Raw genomic sequence first — 16,974 nt, forward strand, 5'->3', positions numbered from 1 at the left:
TTACCTATAACTATTTTTATAAAAAGGTATTACTAGCGATTCTTTCTAATAGCTAATCCTTATATTACTTTTTTAAGATTCCTAAATATTCTATCCATGGGCCAACGTCGCTTCTATATCTTTCTGCCATAATCCGTACAATTTGTGCAATATGCGTTAAATCATGAACTGCCCAAGTAGAAATCAATTCTCTTGCTTTTACTACACCAAAAGCTGGATGAGTACCTGTTAATTCTAGATGCAAGGAAGGATCTATCATGTCTTTTAGTTTCATAATATTTTGTGTTCGAATCGCTTTAAATGTAAGTAATTTTTGTTTTAATGTTTTTTCATCCCTTAGATTTAAGTGTGAAAAACGGTCAAATGGTGGAAAAGGTTTATTTTCCCCTTCATGAAGAATAAATTCCAGTCTTGGTATCCAATTGGTTTTTTCGCCTTCAATAAGATGATCAATCACTTCTTCGGCATTCCAAGTTCCTTCTCCTTCCGTGCATCGCAGCCAACCATCTGATAAACCAGTTAAAAAGTGCTGCATAGTATCAGGAGTACGCTCCAATATATCTAGCGCTTCTTCCAGCTTAAATTCCATGTATTCTCCTCGTTTCTTTGTTTCTTATTTGATAATATAATACCAATTTATTTTATATAAATGAAGAATCTGTCTATGTTCATGTGTCCTTTAGACATATTAAATGGAATGACATTTAGAGGCTGGAGGCAATACTCACTGGGGCTAGGCGCTGACCGGCAAAATACGCCACGTCCTTATTGTCTTGGCCGGCACTTGTACATCCTGTACTGCGAAGCTAGACAGCCTTCACATTTCAAAAAATATATACTTTCTCGCCTTTTAAAAAACAAACCTCCCATTTATTATTCTTAAACCGAGTAATATCAAGACTTGCAAACGAATTTGAAGGTGCAAAGTTTGAGTTAGATGATTAAAGAAAATATTACTTTTAGGTGGGGGAGCACTGGATAGCTCCAATTAAACATGTATCCTTATAGATTGATAATCTAGTTTTAAAACTAGATCATTTTTATGAAAAACGATCCTAAATTCCCCTATAAATCTATTTAATAGAATAGCGTTCGGTTAATTTTGCTTTGTGGGAGTGAAACACTTCTTCTAGCGGAATATTATATTTATTCGCTATTACAATTAAATTCCCTAGCACATCTCCTAATTCTTCTGTTAACTCTTGTTTCTTTTCTGCAATTGAGCTGCTTGCTTCATCTGGTCTGTCTCTGCCAATCTCAAGGGCTCTGATCGCACGAGCAACTTCACCTGTTTCTTCTGCTAAAAATCCAATTCGAATAAAAATATCTAACTCTGACCAGCCTCTATTTTTATAATAATCCTTTACCCATTGCTGAAATTCCGTAACATTCATTTTAAAGCCTCCTTTTCCTTCATTAAGTTTAACAAAATTTAGATAGTTTCGTATAATAAAAGAGGAGTTTTTTAGGAGGCGATTAACGTGAAAAAATTAGCAGTATTTTGTGGGTCTAGTAATGGGGCATCGGACGTTTATATAAAATACGCAAAAAAATTGGGAGAAGAATTGGTTCAACGCAATATAACACTTGTGTATGGTGGAGCAAGTGTAGGAATAATGGGAGCAGTTGCAGATTCTGTGCTTAATAATGGGGGAGAAGTAATTGGTATTATACCAACTTTTTTAGAGAAAAAAGAAATTTTCCATAGAAATTTAACAGAGCTTATTATTGTAGATTCCATGCATGAAAGAAAAGCGAAAATGGCGGAACTTGCAGATGGGTTTATCGCTTTGCCAGGAGGACCAGGAACTTTAGAAGAGTTTTTCGAAATTTTCACATGGTCGCAGTTGGGACTACATAAAAAACCATGCGGTCTTTTAAATATCCATCATTATTATGATCAGATTATTGCTTTCTTTAATCATATGACCAAGGAACAGTTTTTAGATGAAAAATATCGTACCATGGCACTTATTGATACAGAGCCAAGAGGACTACTCGATCAATTTTATACATATGAGCCCCCATCTGTAAAAACATATATTACGAAAAATCAAGTCTAAAAAAATACTATTGATTTAAAAGGGTTTAATTAAAAAATGTTTATACCACTCTCTCACGGGTACACTCCAATATGCTTAAAAATATTCATGGATAAGGAGAGATAGTTATGTCTAGTTTGAATACTAAAAATCCTTTAACGGAATTTTTTAATGGGGAGTTTCCAACACAGTATCAAGAGCCACCTGGAATACAAGGACAAATGGATCCTCTGCCAGATTGCGGTGAAGAAAGTTATGTAGGCAGTGGAAAATTAATTGGCAGAAAAGCGCTTGTAACGGGCGGTGACTCTGGTATCGGACGTGCGGCTGCGATTTCTTATGCTCGTGAAGGTGCAGATGTTGCCATCAACTATTTGCCAGTAGAGCAGCCTGATGCAGAAGAAGTAAAAGCATTGGTAGAAGCAGAAGGACGAAAAGCAATACTCATCCCTGGTGATTTAAGTGATGAAGCATTTTGCAAGGAATTAGTGGAAAAAGCTCATGCAGAAATGGGTGGATTGGATGTATTGACATTGGTTGCAGGCAAACAGCAAGCGGTGGAAAATATTGCAGATCTTACAACAGAACAACTACGAAAAACATTTGAAATTAATATTTTTTCTTTATTTTGGGTTGTTAAGGCTGCACTTCCATACTTGCCAAAGGGTGCTTCTATTATCACGACAAGTTCAGTAGAAGGCTATGACCCGAATCCTGCGTTATTAGATTATGCTACAACCAAAAAGGCTATTATTGGATTTACGCAAGCATTGGCAAAACAATTAGCACCAAAAGGGATTCGTGTAAATTCAGTTGCTCCAGGACCAATTTGGACACCGTTGCAAATTTCTGGGGGACAACCAAGTGAAAATATTCCGAAATTTGGAGAAAGTACACCTCCTACTCCATTAAAACGTGCTGGTCAGCCAGTGGAATTAGCAAGTGTATATGTATTCTTAGCCTCTAAGGATGCGAATTATGTAACATCACAGGTTTATGGAGTGACAGGCGGAATTCCAACTGCTTAAACAAGTAATTCCTTCTTTTATATAGGTTGTTCAAAAAGTCCGGTAAAAATGATACATTGAATTTCTTCGTTGGTTTGCTTCTCCGCTTCTCACGTATTAACGAGAGAATCTTCCACTAAAAACGCTCACGTCCTGTGAGCAACGTGGAAGTCATCACATCCTGTGAAAGGGTGATGCTCAGGAGCAAACCGCCTCGAACTTCTTGGTCCTTTTTATCCTCCTTTTTGAACACGATTTATATATAGTTAAAAAGCCTATCGAGCAATTTAATCTCGATAGGCTTTTTTGCATAGGAAAAAAATAGTAGCAAGTGAGGTCTAGTACTGTGGAAAAACAAAAAGTAGCGTGTAATAAAAACCATTGTAGTATAAATTATTTCAGGGAAAGTATACATTTCTTCAGCGTTTGCCTATTAAAGAGATGAAAAGCGATAAAATAGATGCCTATTCATCTGTAATAGGATGGTAAAGAGATTTGTGTTTAATTGCTATAGTGTTGTTCTATCACTATTTTATATTCAGTTTCTAATTCATTTAATGTTAATTCATATAATTGACGATCATCTGTTGATTTATAATAATTTAATTGTAGTAATTGAGAAATCAATTGTTCTTTCTCAAGGACAGTCTCTTCATTTGAATATTTCACCAATTATATCCACTTCCTTTGTAAAAGCATTAAGCATAGATTTTTTTATTTTGATATTGATAATCATTATCATTTATAGTATCGGTTTTATTTTAATTGAAAAACATTCTCATTGTCAAGTTGCTCTACTTTTCCTTCATGATATTCTGACATGTTTGAAAGAAGAGAAATTAGGTATAAAACATTTGGCTTTATAACACCGTAATAATAAATAGAGAAATGGTTATTTTATTAGTAGGAAAAGGGGATTTTATAAACTAATTTAGTATTACCTGAGTAAGGGCTTATATTAAAGATGAAAGTATCGTTTAGTTAAATACCTGCTGCTAATAATGCTGAAATTCCAAGTGGCAGGGAAAGATTTCTATAAAAGGTTGTTCAAAAAGTCCGATAAAAATGACACATCGAATTTCTTCGTTGGTTTGCTTCTCCGCCTCTCACGTATAACTTAGAGGACTTCCACTAAAAACGCTCACGTCCTGTGAGCAACGTGGAAGTCATCACATCCTGTGAAAGGGTGATGCTCAAAGCTAAACCGCCTCGAACTTCTCGGTCCTTTTTATCCTCCTTTTTGAACACGCACTATAAAAGAAAAGGTTTAAATTTAAAAATAATATGATTATAATAAAAGTATTTGTTAGACGTCCTACCTATTTGAGTTTTGTGATAATAGGTTAGGTGGGAACGGGTATGAAAATCGTTCTAGTAAATTCTCAAACAAGGTAGACTTGAAAGAATTGTTAGATCACAATGGAGGCTTTTATGAATTATTTAGTAGGAATTTTAGGGTTATTTATTGTTTTTGGATTAGCATTTTTAGCAAGTAACAATCGTAAACAGATCAAATATAAATATTTGATTCTTATGGTTGTTATTCAGATCGGTTTAGCAATGTTACTGTTGAATACACAGTTTGGTTTTATTATTGTTAATGGATTTGCAGCTGTGTTTGCTAAATTGCTTTCTTATGCACATGCGGGAGTGGAGTTTGTTTTTGGCGGAATTGCAAATGAGGGAGCGTATGTATTCTTCCTGAATGTTCTGCTGCCTATTGTTTTTATTTCGATGTTAATAGGAATTCTTCAATACATAAAGGTTTTGCCTCTTATCATGAAAGGCATTGGTTTTTTGTTGAGCAAAATTAATGGTATGGGCAAATTAGAATCGTATAATGCGGTTGCTTCTTTAATTGTTGGACAATCTGAAGTATTTATCACGGTTAAAAAACAGCTTGGCAAGTTGCCTGCTAATCGAATGTATACGCTTTGTGCTTCAGCGATGTCCACTGTTTCTATGTCTATTGTCGGTGCATATATGACGATGCTTGAACCGAAATATGTAGTAACAGCAATCGTTCTGAATCTTTTTGGTGGTTTTATTATTACTTCTATTATCAATCCTTATGAGACGAAAGCGGAAGATGATATTTTAGAAGTACAGGAAGAAAACAAACAATCTTTCTTTGAGATGTTGGGCGAATATATTTTGGATGGATTTAAAGTTGCAGTTATTGTTGGTGCCATGTTGATTGGTTTTGTTGCTTTAATGACTGGAATTGATAATTTATTTGAGTTAGTTTTTGGTCTTTCTTTCCAGAATATGCTAGGTTATGTGTTTGCTCCTTTTGCATTTATTATGGGTATTCCAGGAGGAGAAATAGTTCGTGCTGGTGGAATTATGGCAACAAAAATGGTAACGAATGAATTTGTTGCGATGATGAGTTTATCGGAAATGGCATCGCAATTTAGTGCTAGAACGTTAGGGATTGTTTCTGTCTTTTTAGTTTCGTTTGCTAACTTTTCTTCTATAGGTATTATTTCAGGAGCAGTAAAAGGTTTGGATGAAAATCAAGCGAATGTTGTTGCTCGGTTTGGTCTTCGTTTATTGTATGGAGCGACTCTTGTTAGTATTTTATCTGCTATTATTGTTGGGTTTATTTTATAAGGTACTAAAAGGGTTTGGCTCTTTCAAATAGTCCGCAGCCAGAATACACTTCGCTTTCCATGGGGCGGGCGGCGAGCCTCCTCGGAGCATGCTCCTGTGGGGTCTCGCCTGTCCCGCAATTCCCATAGGAGTCTTCGTGTATTCTGGCTGCTTTCTGCTTTAAATGTAGATGATAAAACAAAATGGAAGTTGCTAGGAACAAATATTTATGATTATGGTAGATTAGGTTGTTTGTTTCTATGGGTGATCTTTTCAAGTAAATAGGGGGATGTTATGGCGGTTTTCCGTATTTGTTTTTTTTAGTGACGAAAAAATTGTTAACTAGAGAAGTTTTATATTGCATTTAGCCTGTTTATAGGAGAAATTTATAGTAATCAAACGTTTGTTTAAATAAAAAGGACTATGGAGGGATTAACTTGCCGCATATTTTGTTTCGTGGAACAACGGCTGAACAATTAAAAACGATTAGTAAGTCATTAGTAGAAGAACTTGCAATGATTTGTGAATGCAGTACAGATAACTTTACTTTTAATGCCTTATCTATATTTATAAGTGATAAAAAGCATTTATTATATGTGTTAAATCATTGTTTACATATAAACAAAGAAAAGTACATAAGTTGATATGTAGTAGGATTTGCTCTAATTCTTTTTTGTTCAGCCAACTAATCAAAGCAGATGCACTTTTTCATAATAGAGTAGCATTCCTGTAATAAGTGAAATCTTGATTATCGTAGAAAAATGGCAGGCTAGTTGAGTAAGGTATAAGTTCAAAATGTTATTTGACATTATCAATTAATGATGATAACATCTAATTAGAGGCGATAATATATGAAAACACAGGATAAAATTCAAATACGTGAATTGCTCCAGCAATTGGTAAGGGACTTTGGTCTTCTTCAGAAAGACGGATCTGATTGTTGTGGAATTACAGTATCACAAAGTCACATTGTCTATGAGTTAAGTAAGATCCCAAATATATCTCTACAGACATTGGCAGAAAAGTTAATGATGGATACAGGGCTTTTAAGTAGACAGGTAAATAAACTGGTTGAACTTAACTTTATTTTAAGAGTTCCAGATCCTAATGATAGAAGGTATGTCCTTTTGTCACTTACGGATGAAGGGGAATTGAAGGCAGAGGAAATTTCCAATCAAATGTTAGAGTATCTAGGTAATATTTTTCAACATATTCAGGAAGATAAACATCAACAGGTAATGGAAAGTCTAAGTTTGCTTCTATATGCAATGAATAAAAATAATGGGCTAGGTAGTTGTGCCACCAAATAAGGTGGCTTTCATTAAAAAATATAATTGATAAAGTCAATTAATGTAAAAGTCAATTAAGGAATTGGAAAATGATTAGGAAAGTAGAGGAAAGGGATTTATCGGATATATTAGAGATTTATAATCAAGGAATTGAAGATGGAATAGCCACCTTTGAAGAAGAACTTAAAGACGAAAACTATATTTACAATTGGTTTAATCTCCATAATGGAAGATATTGTGCTTTCGTAGCAACAAACGAACAAGGAGAAATAACTGGTTGGGCTTCCATAAATGCTTATAATACAAGAGCTGTTTACCAGGGTGTAGGAGAACTATCCATATATATACATAGGGAATTTAGGGGGAAAGGAATAGGTCAGCAATTATTACGGGTCTTAGAAGAAGAAGCAAAATCACATGGTTTTTACAAGTTAGTGCTCTTTACATTCCCTATCAATGCTTTAGGCCAAGGTCTTTATCGAAAGCAGAATTATAGGGAAGTTGGATTATTTAAAAATCAAGGAAAATTAAGAGGGGAATTTGTAGATGTAATGATTATGGAAAAATTGCTTTTTGATCAAGATTATTATTTGTTAAAAACAAAGGAGAGTAAATAATATGTCAGAATTCAATATCCTATCAACTTGCTGTAAGCCTTCTAGTGCCATTGAAGAAAATGATTATATTGAAAAAGAATTACCTATAGCTATTATCGGTGCGGGTCCTGTAGGTTTAGCTGCTGCAGCTCATTTCATTCAATATAAGCAAAAAGTGATTATTCTAGAAGCTGGAACTGAAGTTGGAGCAAACATCCTTACTTGGAAGCATATAAAACTATTCTCACAATGGAAATATAACATCGATAAAGCAGCATCTTCTTTATTAGAGAGATATGGATGGGAACAACCGAATCTTGAGGAAATACCTACTGGTAAAGAACTCGTGGAAAATTATTTAATCCCTTTATCAAAGATTCCAGAATTACAAGAAGTAATAGCTTTAAATACAAAAGTCATTTCTATAGCCAAAAAAAATACCGATAAAATGAAGACAGCTAACAGAGAGAATGTCCCATTTGTTATTTATACAGAGCATAAAGGGACTATTCAAGTTCTTGAGGCAAGAGCTGTCATTGATGCTACTGGTACATGGGGAAATCCTAATCCAGCTAACTCCAATGGAGTTTGGTTAGAATCAGAAAAATCCCTGAAGGACAACATTTTTTATGGGTTACCTGATATCTTGGGAGAAAGTATAAACCGCTACAAAAATAAGAAAGTAGCAGTTATAGGAAGCGGTCACTCTGCCATTAATGCTTTGTTAGAATTAGGGATTTTAAAGGAAAAGAACCCTAAAACAGATATTATATGGATTATCCGCAAAGAACGTGTAGAGGATGCATATGGTGGAGAGGAAAAGGATGCCTTAGAAGCAAGAGGATTATTAGGCAGCAGGATTCATGGAATGGTGGATAAAGGGATCGTTCAAGTACACACTTCCTTTAGAGTAGATCAGTTGATAAAAAGGAATAATAACTCAACGCTAAATATTATAGGAGAAGTGAACAGTGTAAAGCTGGAAATTGAATCGATTGATGAAGTTATTGTCAATACAGGAAATCGACCTAGTTACTCTTTTTTGAATGAATTACGTACAAAAGTTGATTTTGCTACTGAAAGTGTAGAGGCAATTTCTCCTTTAATTGATCCTAATCTGCATAGCTGTGGAACAGTTCGTCCACATGGTGAAAAGGAATTGAGGCAGCCTGAGAAGAATCTATATATAGTTGGATCTAAAAGTTATGGTCGAACTCCAACCTTCTTAATGGCGACAGGATATGAACAGGTACGCTCAATAGCAGCATTTATGGCAGGAGATATAGAATCGTCTGAAAAAGTAGAGCTAGATTTACCTGAGACAGGGGTTTGTAGCGTGAGTTTCTCTAATATTACCCCTAATAATAGTTGTGAGACAAATTCGTGTTGCTCCTAATAATTAATAGTGAGGGAGATATATGGTTATAAATAAAGGTGGCAATCTAAGTAAAGATTATTTTAAAGCTTACTTGAAATTAATCATGAATAGTTTGGAAGTTTCAATTGAATTAGCAAGAGAAAAGGCTTTTGCAAGATTATTTAGCAATAAAGAAAATACACTTGGATCCATATCCTATAAAAATTTCATTCGAGCTTCTTGCGAATTAGAGAAGGAATTAGCTCATTAATTAAATATACTATTGAAAAGAGAAAATAAGAGTTCAACTAACTCTTATTTTCTTGCATACTATAACTACTCCATTTAGATAAAGGTAATTCAAATGGAAATGGATGATTATACATGACTATTGAACAAATAGATACTACTGCGAATATTTTGAAACTACTAGGTGATAAGACAAGGTTATCCATAATGGGAATGCTAATGATAAATGACTGCTGTGTATGTGAGTTTGCTGATGTGTTTCAAATGTCACAGCCAGCTATAAGTCAACATTTGAGAAAATTAAAAGATGCTGGTCTGGTTAAAGAACAAAGAAATGGCCAATGGGTTATCTATTCTCTAGACGAAGGAAATCAATATTTCCCTATGATTAAAGACATTTTAAATTACATACCAAATCAAAATGAAAATTTATTCGGCTTGAGGAAAACGGAATGCGTATTTCTTGTGAATAAATAAAATAATAAAGGTTAATGTGGTTGACATTAACCTTTTATATAATCAATATATATATAAGCATATAATTATATACGAAAATAAGTTCTTCATTAATATCTTTGTTTGGTGACATGAGTACCATTTTTTTAAGATACCAAGGGAGGTAAATTAATCTGGCAAATGTAATGGATTTAAAGGATACTGCAAATGTATTAAAGCTTTTAGGAGATAAAACAAGATTATCTATGGTAAGCATGTTGGATGAACAGGAATGTTGTGTATGTGAATTTGTTGAAATTTTTAATATGTCACAACCTTCTATAAGCCAGCATTTACGGAAGATGCGAGATCTTGGAATTGTTAAAGAACAAAGAAAAGGTCAATGGGTGGTTTATTCTTTAAACACAACAAGTGAATACTATGCATTAGTAAAAGATTTATTAAAACATGTACCAAGTCAGAGAGAAAAATTTCAATGGCTAGTAGAAATGGGTTTAAGAATTATATGTAATTAATGGAGGTTAACAGCTTTGCTACAAACAATATTAGCAATCATTATCTTTTTAGTAACACTAACATTAGTTATCTGGCAACCGAAAAATCTATCTATCGGTTGGTCAGCATGTGGCGGGGCAATATTAGCTCTTCTAGTTGGTGTAGTTGATTTCAATGATGTCATTGCCGTAACAGGAATTGTTTGGAATGCAACACTGGCATTTGTCGTAATCATTATTATTTCTTTAATTTTAGATGAAATTGGATTTTTTGAATGGGCAGCTTTACATATGGCAAGAGTTGCTGGTGGTAATGGCCTGAAGATGTTTGTTTATGTTGCTATTCTAGGGGCTATTGTTTCAGCATTTTTTGCAAACGATGGGGCAGCACTCATTTTAACACCAATCGTTTTAGCGATGGTTAGGTCATTAAAATTAAACGAAAAAATGGTTTTTCCATTTATCATTGCCAGTGGTTTTATTGCCGATACTACATCTTTACCTTTAGTAGTAAGTAATTTGGTGAACATTGTTTCGGCTGATTTCTTTGATATCGGTTTTGTCGAATATGCTTCCAGAATGATCGTACCAAATATTTTTTCTTTAATAGCAAGTATCCTGGTGCTGTATTTATATTTCCGTAAAAGGATTCCAAAGGTTTATGATTTAAATCAATTAAGATTACCACAAGATGCGATAAAAGATTTAAAAATGTTCCGTTTATCATGGGTTATTTTAGCTGTATTACTTATTGGCTATTTTGTGAGTGAATTCCTGTCTATTCCAGTCTCACTCATCGCTGGAGTAATCGTGATTATTTTCCTTGTATTTGCAAGAAGAAGTTCTGCTGTGTCTATTAATAAAGTAGTAAAGGGAGCTCCATGGGCAATTGTATTTTTCTCTATTGGAATGTATGTCGTAATTTATGGATTGCGTAATGTTGGTTTAACAGACCTACTTTCCAGTGTTATTCAAGCAGCTGCAGACCAAGGACTGTTTGTTGCAACCCTAGGAATGGGATTCATTGCGGCTATCATTTCGTCCATTATGAATAATATGCCAACAGTACTTATTGATGCGTTGGCAATTGCAGATACAAGTGCTACGGGAGTAATAAGAGAAGGATTAATTTATGCCAATGTTATTGGATCTGATTTAGGTCCTAAGATTACACCAATCGGTTCATTAGCAACATTGTTATGGCTTCATGTTTTATCCCAAAAAGGTGTAAAAATATCTTGGGGAACTTATTTTAAAACAGGTATTGTATTAACTATTCCAACCCTTTTGATAACTCTAATTGGCCTATATCTGTGGCTTACCATTCTTCCATAATTAAAACTGAAGTTGTTAATCTCACAGTATGATATTTCACAATAAATTTGGAGGATATAATGATGAAAATACTTATTATAGGATCTGTAGCAGCGGGAACATCTGTAGCGGCAAAAGCACGTAGAAACGATGAAAACGCGGAAATCACTCTTTATAATGCAGACTATGACATTTCTTATTCTATATGCGGTATACCTTATTTCCTAGGTGGAGAAGTAGAAGAGTTGGAAACATTGACTCCAAGAAGTGCAGCTTGGTTTAAAAAGCGATATAACGTAGAAATTTTTACTCGTCATGAAGTAACTACAATTGATGCCGAGCGGAAGAAAGTTCAAGTCGAGAACTTAGATACAAATGAAATAAAAGAAGACACTTATGATGTACTGGTTTTTGCAACAGGAGCTTCTCCAATAACTCCTGATATTGATGGCGTAGATAAAGAGCATGTTTTCCATGTTCGTACGATACAAAATACAGCAGCAATTGATCAATATATGAAAGCAAATCAACCCAAAAAAGCAACCATCATAGGAGCTGGCTATATTGGCTTAGAAATGGCGGAGCAGCTTACTCATAGAGGTTTAGAGATAACAATCGTACAACGTAGTAATCATGTAATGGCACATATGGATAAAGATATTGCTTCACGAGTGGAAGAACATTTAGTGAAAAAAGGAGTCAACCTCATCTTAAATGATGAAGTAACTGCTATAAGTAAGAAGGAAATACAAACTAAGTCAGGAAAAACTATTGAAACAGATATTGTTATATTAGCTACTGGTGTTCGTCCAAATATACAATTGGCTAAGAAAATCGGTGTGGAAATTGGTGCTACTGGAGCTATTGCAGTTAATACCAAAATGCAAACTAACCTTCCTTATGTATATGCTGTTGGGGATGTGGCTGAAAGTTACTCTGTAATTACAGGAAAACCTATCTACCGTCCATTAGGAAGTACAGCTAACAAAATGGGAAGAATAGCTGGAGATGTAATCACGGGAGGTTCTTTAGAACATCGAGGTATTTTAGGCACTGGTATACTACGTGTATTTGATTTAGCTGTCGGTCAAACTGGTATGAATGAAGTAGAAGCATTAGAAGAAGGCTATGATATCGAAATACTTCATAATATTAAACCGGCTAGAGCAGAGTACCTCGGAGGAAAAGAATTAGTTATTAAAGCAATTGCTGATAGAGAAACTGGCAGAATATTAGGTGTACAAATAGTTGGAGAAGAAGGCGTAGATAAACGGATTGATGTATTTGTAACAGCAATGACGTTTAAAGCAAAAGCAGAAGATTTATTCCATCTAGATCTTGCCTATGCACCTCCATTCAGTACAACAAAAGATCCAGTAATGTATACTGGAATGGCTCTGCAAAATGCTATCGAAAAGAAAAATAAGTTGATTACACCAAAGGAGCTAACGGAGAGAATAGAAAAAGGAGAAGTTCTTCAAATAATTGATACCAGAGCACCAAAACAATATAATGTATCAAAAGTGGAGAGTGCTATAAATATATCACTAAGTGAATTGCGTGTGAAATGCAGAGAGCTTGATCCTAACTTACCAACAGTAACTTATTGTAATGGTGGAGTCACTGGGAATGCTGCTCAAAATGTTTTACGTAACTTAGGTTTTAACGACATTTTCAATCTTTCTGGTGGGAATAAGAATTATCAAAGCTATATGAAGAACAAATAATTAAATAAAATATTTAATATTAGTCCCTAGAATTCTTGGGACTTTTTATATTAAAAAACGGGACATTTCTATAATAAAGAATAATGAAAAGGAAAGTAATTTATGAAAAGATACACTTAATCTACAAGGTACTTTCCTTAAAAAAAGAGATACCCTATCTCTTATGTCGCTTTAGGGACAGGTACGTGTAAAAAGAGTGAAGAAGTTAAGTGAAACTATTAATGTCTTAATAGTTTCACTTAGTCATTTAATTTAGCAATGTCTTTCTTAACAAAGACTTTGTTTTTGGATCAACTTTATTAATCCATTTTTAGTGTGCCGGGCATGTTCACTAGATAGGCGGTGCAAGTCCGCTATGGGCGTTGGGATATGCGAACCATTAGTCGAAGGCAAGGGTGTCCGTGGTGACGCGGAATCTGAAGGAAGCCCTAGACAAATCCTTGGTCTGAGGTATACGAATCACATTAGAGGTTTTCATTTCAGGATGAGTTTGCTAAACAAAATGAAGTCCTAAATATCCCCGGATGAAATGAGAATAAATGTGGCAGATAGATGAGGAGAAAGCGAGTGAACTTACCCCGGAAGGTCTCTTGAATATCCTATTGGGAACCTATCTAGTGATAGATAGCTGAATCAAGAGAAGTCAGCCGAAGTCATAGTATCAAATCTAGGATTTGAGAAGGACGGAACGAAAGGAGCGACCGTGCTAGAGTTATTGATGAGGAAACGAGGAAACAGAAATAAAATGACTATACGAGAAAAGAAGGTCCGGAAAACCGGAGTTTCTCGGATAGAGTGGAGTTATCCTTATGCAACCCCAACAGCATGGGAACAATATGAAATCAACGGTAAGTCTAATTATAAAGATAACAGAACTAGATAATCTGAACCATGCTTTCAAGAAGGTGGAAAGGAATAAAGGAGCAGCAGGAGTCGATGCGAAAGATATAGAAGCTACTCGCCTTTATTTGAAAGAAGAAGGTCAACAAATTAGAAATTTTTCGCTGTCTTTATCTATTGTATTTATTCCTGTAGTATAATATAATCTACATAGAAAATCTATGTAACAAAATAACTTTTATAAAACGATAAATTGTTTATTCGATCCTTTGTATCACGATAAAACTATCATTCGTTTAAGAATAGACATTCATTTTAATAAAGAGTAAATCACTTTTAACAAAATGTATGTATTAGAGTATTTAGGAAAAGGAGTTGAGGAAAATGGAAACGCCTATTCAATCTTATATACAGGAACTATTTCAAAAATATATACAGGCTGATATACCAAACCGCTTTTCCCTTAAATATATTCATCACCATTTGAAAGAGACGTATATGGCGGTGGAGCTTGATAGTAAATACTATGAAGGTTTAAAAGCAGACCCTTTTGTAGATTTCGAACATATTATTGGAATGTATTCTATTACTAATCTGAAAATACTCGGAAATTTATATAGTTCAGAGAGAAAAATAGATATATTCGAGTTAATGGACTTCTATAAAACATTTGAAACATATCCAGATGACAAAGATAATGAATTAGCTAAAATGTGGAAAGAAGTACAAGAAGGTAGAAGAATCAATATTATTTTAGAAAGTGAGGATGGCTGCTATTTGAGCGGTTTTACCATTCAAGGCAATGGTCAAAGAATATATGAAGAATTGTTGGTTATGCAAGGATTGGATTTAGAAGAATGTGTGTTGGGAAGTCACAAGTTTCATCAATATTTAAAGTCTTTATTACATACAGGATATTTACAGATAAAGGAAGAGAATTAATATATACAATTCAATGTTTGGAAGGATTTTAATGGATTTGGTAATAGGAAAAAGATAATATTGATTGTTTTTAAAACAAGGACATGGATGTCTTTTCTAAAATCTCCGCTTTCCGGGAGGCTAAAGCCTTGAGCCTCCTTGTCGAAATGCTTCTTCGTGCTCTCTCCTATTTCGTGTTTTACACTCCATACAATTCTTTACAACGATTTTTAGGTAAAAACTATAAAAATAGCAATCTCTTAGAAAAAGAGCTTATAAAAACCTCAAACTTCGCACCTTCAAATTCGTTTGTAAGTCTTGATATTACTCAGTTTAAGAACAATAAAATGGGAGGCTTGTTTTTTAAAAGGTGAGAAAGTATATATTTTTTGAAATGTGAAGGGTGTCTAGCTTCGCAGTACAGGATGTACAAGTGCCGGCCAAGACATAAGGACGTGGCGTATTTAGCCGGTCAGCGCCTAACCCCAGTGAGTATTGCCTCCAGCCTCTAAAAGTAAAAAACACTTTCCTGAGTCTGGAGAACATTTTTCTTCGGGGCTAAACAAGGCGCTTCTGCTTTTTCTGTGAAAATAAAACGGGCGAGTGGCTATTCTGGGTATCTGTATAATACAGTAACGTGTTCTATTTGATAGGGCGGGTACAGGATTTTGGTGTAAAGAAAATCTTGAAGCGTGGACTTCTAGAAAAAAGACAATAGTAAAGAAAGGGTGTGACCTCAATTTTTTAAAAAAATCACAACCTTAATAGAGTATTGTAATGGAAGGTCGTCTAACCAGCTAGACGTGGTTCAGAGAAGTGTTGCTTATTAATAAATAGGGTATATATAATTCTTAAAACTTTATGTGCAATAGCCTGTAAAGCTTTTTTCTTTCCTCTTCTTGCAGATAGAGACCAAAAAACATTTGACATTGAGGTATTTTTCGACCTTGATATAGCCCAAGCAACCTCACAAAGAGCAGCTTTTATATGTGGGTTTCCTTGAACGCTTTTGGAACTTTTCTTTTTACCAGCACTTTCATTATTGCCAGGTGATACACCAGCCCAAGAAGCTAAATGTCTTGATGAAGGGAATTGGCTCATATCTGTTCCGATTTCCGCAATAATAACAGCAGCTGTGTGTTCCTTTATACCTGGGATAGATAAAAGTATTTCTTTTTCTTCTTGATAGGAATGAAGCAGGGTATCTATCCTATTTTCAAGTTCTTGAATGGAAGTTTCCAAATACATGATATGATTCCAAGAGCTTTTAATCATAAACATTTGATGTTCATTTAATGTTCCGAAAAGAGAATCGGAAATGGTATCAGCCTTCTTGCGGAGAGAATGATGGATATTGGCATCAACATCAGCCTTATCAAGGTATCCATTATCGACTAACTGTTTCAAAAGTTTACGTCCAGAAACCCCAAAGATATCAGAAATAACTGAACCAAGCTTTATGTTTGAACATTCGAGGACCTTTGAAATTCTATTTTTTTCAGCTGTTAAGTTACCAACCCATTTCTTGCGTAAACGGTTCAAATCTCTTAATTCCCGAAGATCTTGGGAAGGGACAAAGCTTTTTTCAATCAATCCATGACGAAGAAGCTTGGCAATCCATTCTGCATCTGAAACATCGGTCTTACGACCAGGAACGTTTTTAATACGTTGGGCATTGGCCACAGTAATATCGAAATATCCTTCAAGGATGTTGTATACCGGCTTCCAATAGATTCCGGTACTTTCCAGAGCAATGTGTGTAATTTGTTTTTCTTCTAACCACTTTAATAAATCAAATAAACTTTTGGTTAAAGTGGAAAAAGTCTTGGTTTCTTTTTGAATGGATTCATTATTAGTGCCAGTTAGGGCACAAACTACAATCTCTTTTTGATGAACATCCATTCCGGCACAATGGGTTAATAAAATGTCCAAATAAAACAACCTCCAAAGTAGTGTCTATGGAAAGTGGAATAAGCTTGGTCAAACAGCATTTTTCTGTACGTGATCATCCTCAAAAATTGAAGAGTCAACAAAGGGGTGTACACAAGGCAAATTCCAAACAGTTTCTTATACAGGGTCGAACCACCACA

17 protein-coding genes and 1 pseudogene are annotated in these 16,974 nt (G+C 34.7%); 14 read left to right on the top strand and 4 right to left on the bottom strand.

The window, feature by feature from the left end; genetic code table 11:
- Positions 1-64: 64 nt before the first annotated feature.
- The gene (locus AC5LWL_RS03910; protein WP_493433100.1) at positions 65-589 is read right to left on the bottom strand and encodes a DinB family protein; all 525 of its coding nucleotides are present in this window, start codon (positions 587-589) and stop codon (positions 65-67) included.
- Positions 590-1,073: 484 nt separating this feature from the next.
- Positions 1,074-1,394, bottom strand: a complete 321-nt coding sequence (locus AC5LWL_RS03915) for a MazG nucleotide pyrophosphohydrolase domain-containing protein (RefSeq protein ID WP_493433101.1) — start codon at positions 1,392-1,394, stop codon at positions 1,074-1,076.
- A gap of 87 nt (positions 1,395-1,481) precedes the next feature.
- Here AC5LWL_RS03915 and AC5LWL_RS03920 point away from each other — a divergent pair, with 87 nt between their 5' ends.
- Both AC5LWL_RS03920 and AC5LWL_RS03925 read left to right on the top strand, forming a co-directional pair.
- On the top strand, positions 1,482-2,063 hold the full coding sequence (locus tag AC5LWL_RS03920) for an LOG family protein (RefSeq protein ID WP_493433102.1): 582 nt from the start codon (positions 1,482-1,484) through the stop codon (positions 2,061-2,063).
- Between the two features lie 107 nt (positions 2,064-2,170).
- Positions 2,171-3,070: an SDR family oxidoreductase gene (locus AC5LWL_RS03925; protein ID WP_493433103.1), complete on the top strand. Its 900-nt coding sequence runs from the start codon at positions 2,171-2,173 to the stop codon at positions 3,068-3,070.
- A gap of 480 nt (positions 3,071-3,550) precedes the next feature.
- Here AC5LWL_RS03925 and AC5LWL_RS03930 read toward each other — a convergent pair whose 3' ends face one another.
- Positions 3,551-3,721, bottom strand: a complete 171-nt coding sequence (locus tag AC5LWL_RS03930) for a Fur-regulated basic protein FbpA (protein ID WP_493433104.1) — start codon at positions 3,719-3,721, stop codon at positions 3,551-3,553.
- 759 nt (positions 3,722-4,480) lie between these two features.
- On the opposite strand from AC5LWL_RS03930, the gene AC5LWL_RS03935 reads away from it, so the two are divergent.
- The 12 genes and pseudogenes from AC5LWL_RS03935 (at position 4,481) to AC5LWL_RS03990 (ending at position 14,905) form a co-directional block, all read left to right on the top strand.
- Complete coding sequence (locus tag AC5LWL_RS03935; RefSeq protein ID WP_493433105.1) at positions 4,481-5,662, top strand: NupC/NupG family nucleoside CNT transporter; 1,182 nt, start codon at positions 4,481-4,483, stop codon at positions 5,660-5,662.
- A 416-nt stretch (positions 5,663-6,078) separates the two neighbouring features.
- On the top strand, positions 6,079-6,285 hold the full coding sequence (locus tag AC5LWL_RS03940) for a DUF1904 family protein (protein ID WP_493433106.1): 207 nt from the start codon (positions 6,079-6,081) through the stop codon (positions 6,283-6,285).
- Positions 6,286-6,492: 207 nt separating this feature from the next.
- Positions 6,493-6,951, top strand: a complete 459-nt coding sequence (locus tag AC5LWL_RS03945) for a MarR family winged helix-turn-helix transcriptional regulator (protein WP_493433107.1) — start codon at positions 6,493-6,495, stop codon at positions 6,949-6,951.
- 68 nt (positions 6,952-7,019) lie between these two features.
- Positions 7,020-7,547: an arsinothricin resistance N-acetyltransferase ArsN1 family A gene (locus tag AC5LWL_RS03950; protein ID WP_493433108.1), complete on the top strand. Its 528-nt coding sequence runs from the start codon at positions 7,020-7,022 to the stop codon at positions 7,545-7,547.
- 1 nt (position 7,548) lies between these two features.
- Positions 7,549-8,922: an NAD(P)-binding domain-containing protein gene (locus tag AC5LWL_RS03955; RefSeq protein WP_493433109.1), complete on the top strand. Its 1,374-nt coding sequence runs from the start codon at positions 7,549-7,551 to the stop codon at positions 8,920-8,922.
- 22 nt (positions 8,923-8,944) lie between these two features.
- On the top strand, positions 8,945-9,154 hold the full coding sequence (locus tag AC5LWL_RS03960) for a hypothetical protein (protein ID WP_493433110.1): 210 nt from the start codon (positions 8,945-8,947) through the stop codon (positions 9,152-9,154).
- Between the two features lie 113 nt (positions 9,155-9,267).
- Positions 9,268-9,605 (top strand): annotated as a pseudogene (locus AC5LWL_RS03965) (ArsR/SmtB family transcription factor).
- Between the two features lie 168 nt (positions 9,606-9,773).
- Complete coding sequence (locus AC5LWL_RS03970; RefSeq protein WP_493433111.1) at positions 9,774-10,103, top strand: ArsR/SmtB family transcription factor; 330 nt, start codon at positions 9,774-9,776, stop codon at positions 10,101-10,103.
- A gap of 15 nt (positions 10,104-10,118) precedes the next feature.
- Positions 10,119-11,417 carry an arsenic transporter gene (locus tag AC5LWL_RS03975; protein WP_493433112.1) on the top strand — a complete coding sequence of 433 codons (1,299 nt, stop codon included), beginning with the start codon at positions 10,119-10,121 and terminating at the stop codon, positions 11,415-11,417.
- A gap of 62 nt (positions 11,418-11,479) precedes the next feature.
- Positions 11,480-13,123 carry an FAD-dependent oxidoreductase gene (locus tag AC5LWL_RS03980; RefSeq protein WP_493436533.1) on the top strand — a complete coding sequence of 548 codons (1,644 nt, stop codon included), beginning with the start codon at positions 11,480-11,482 and terminating at the stop codon, positions 13,121-13,123.
- A gap of 809 nt (positions 13,124-13,932) precedes the next feature.
- Positions 13,933-14,163 carry a hypothetical protein gene (locus tag AC5LWL_RS03985; protein ID WP_493433113.1) on the top strand — a complete coding sequence of 77 codons (231 nt, stop codon included), beginning with the start codon at positions 13,933-13,935 and terminating at the stop codon, positions 14,161-14,163.
- Positions 14,164-14,347: 184 nt separating this feature from the next.
- Entirely contained in the window at positions 14,348-14,905 is a 558-nt protein-coding gene (locus AC5LWL_RS03990) for a hypothetical protein (protein ID WP_493433114.1), read from the top strand.
- Between the two features lie 768 nt (positions 14,906-15,673).
- Here AC5LWL_RS03990 and AC5LWL_RS03995 read toward each other — a convergent pair.
- Positions 15,674-16,816, bottom strand: coding sequence for an IS110 family RNA-guided transposase (locus tag AC5LWL_RS03995; RefSeq protein ID WP_493432573.1), 1,143 nt, complete (start codon positions 16,814-16,816; stop codon positions 15,674-15,676).
- Positions 16,817-16,974 lie beyond the last annotated feature (158 nt).

It is taken from the genome of Niallia sp. WK069_GA_01 (genome assembly GCF_983173855.1).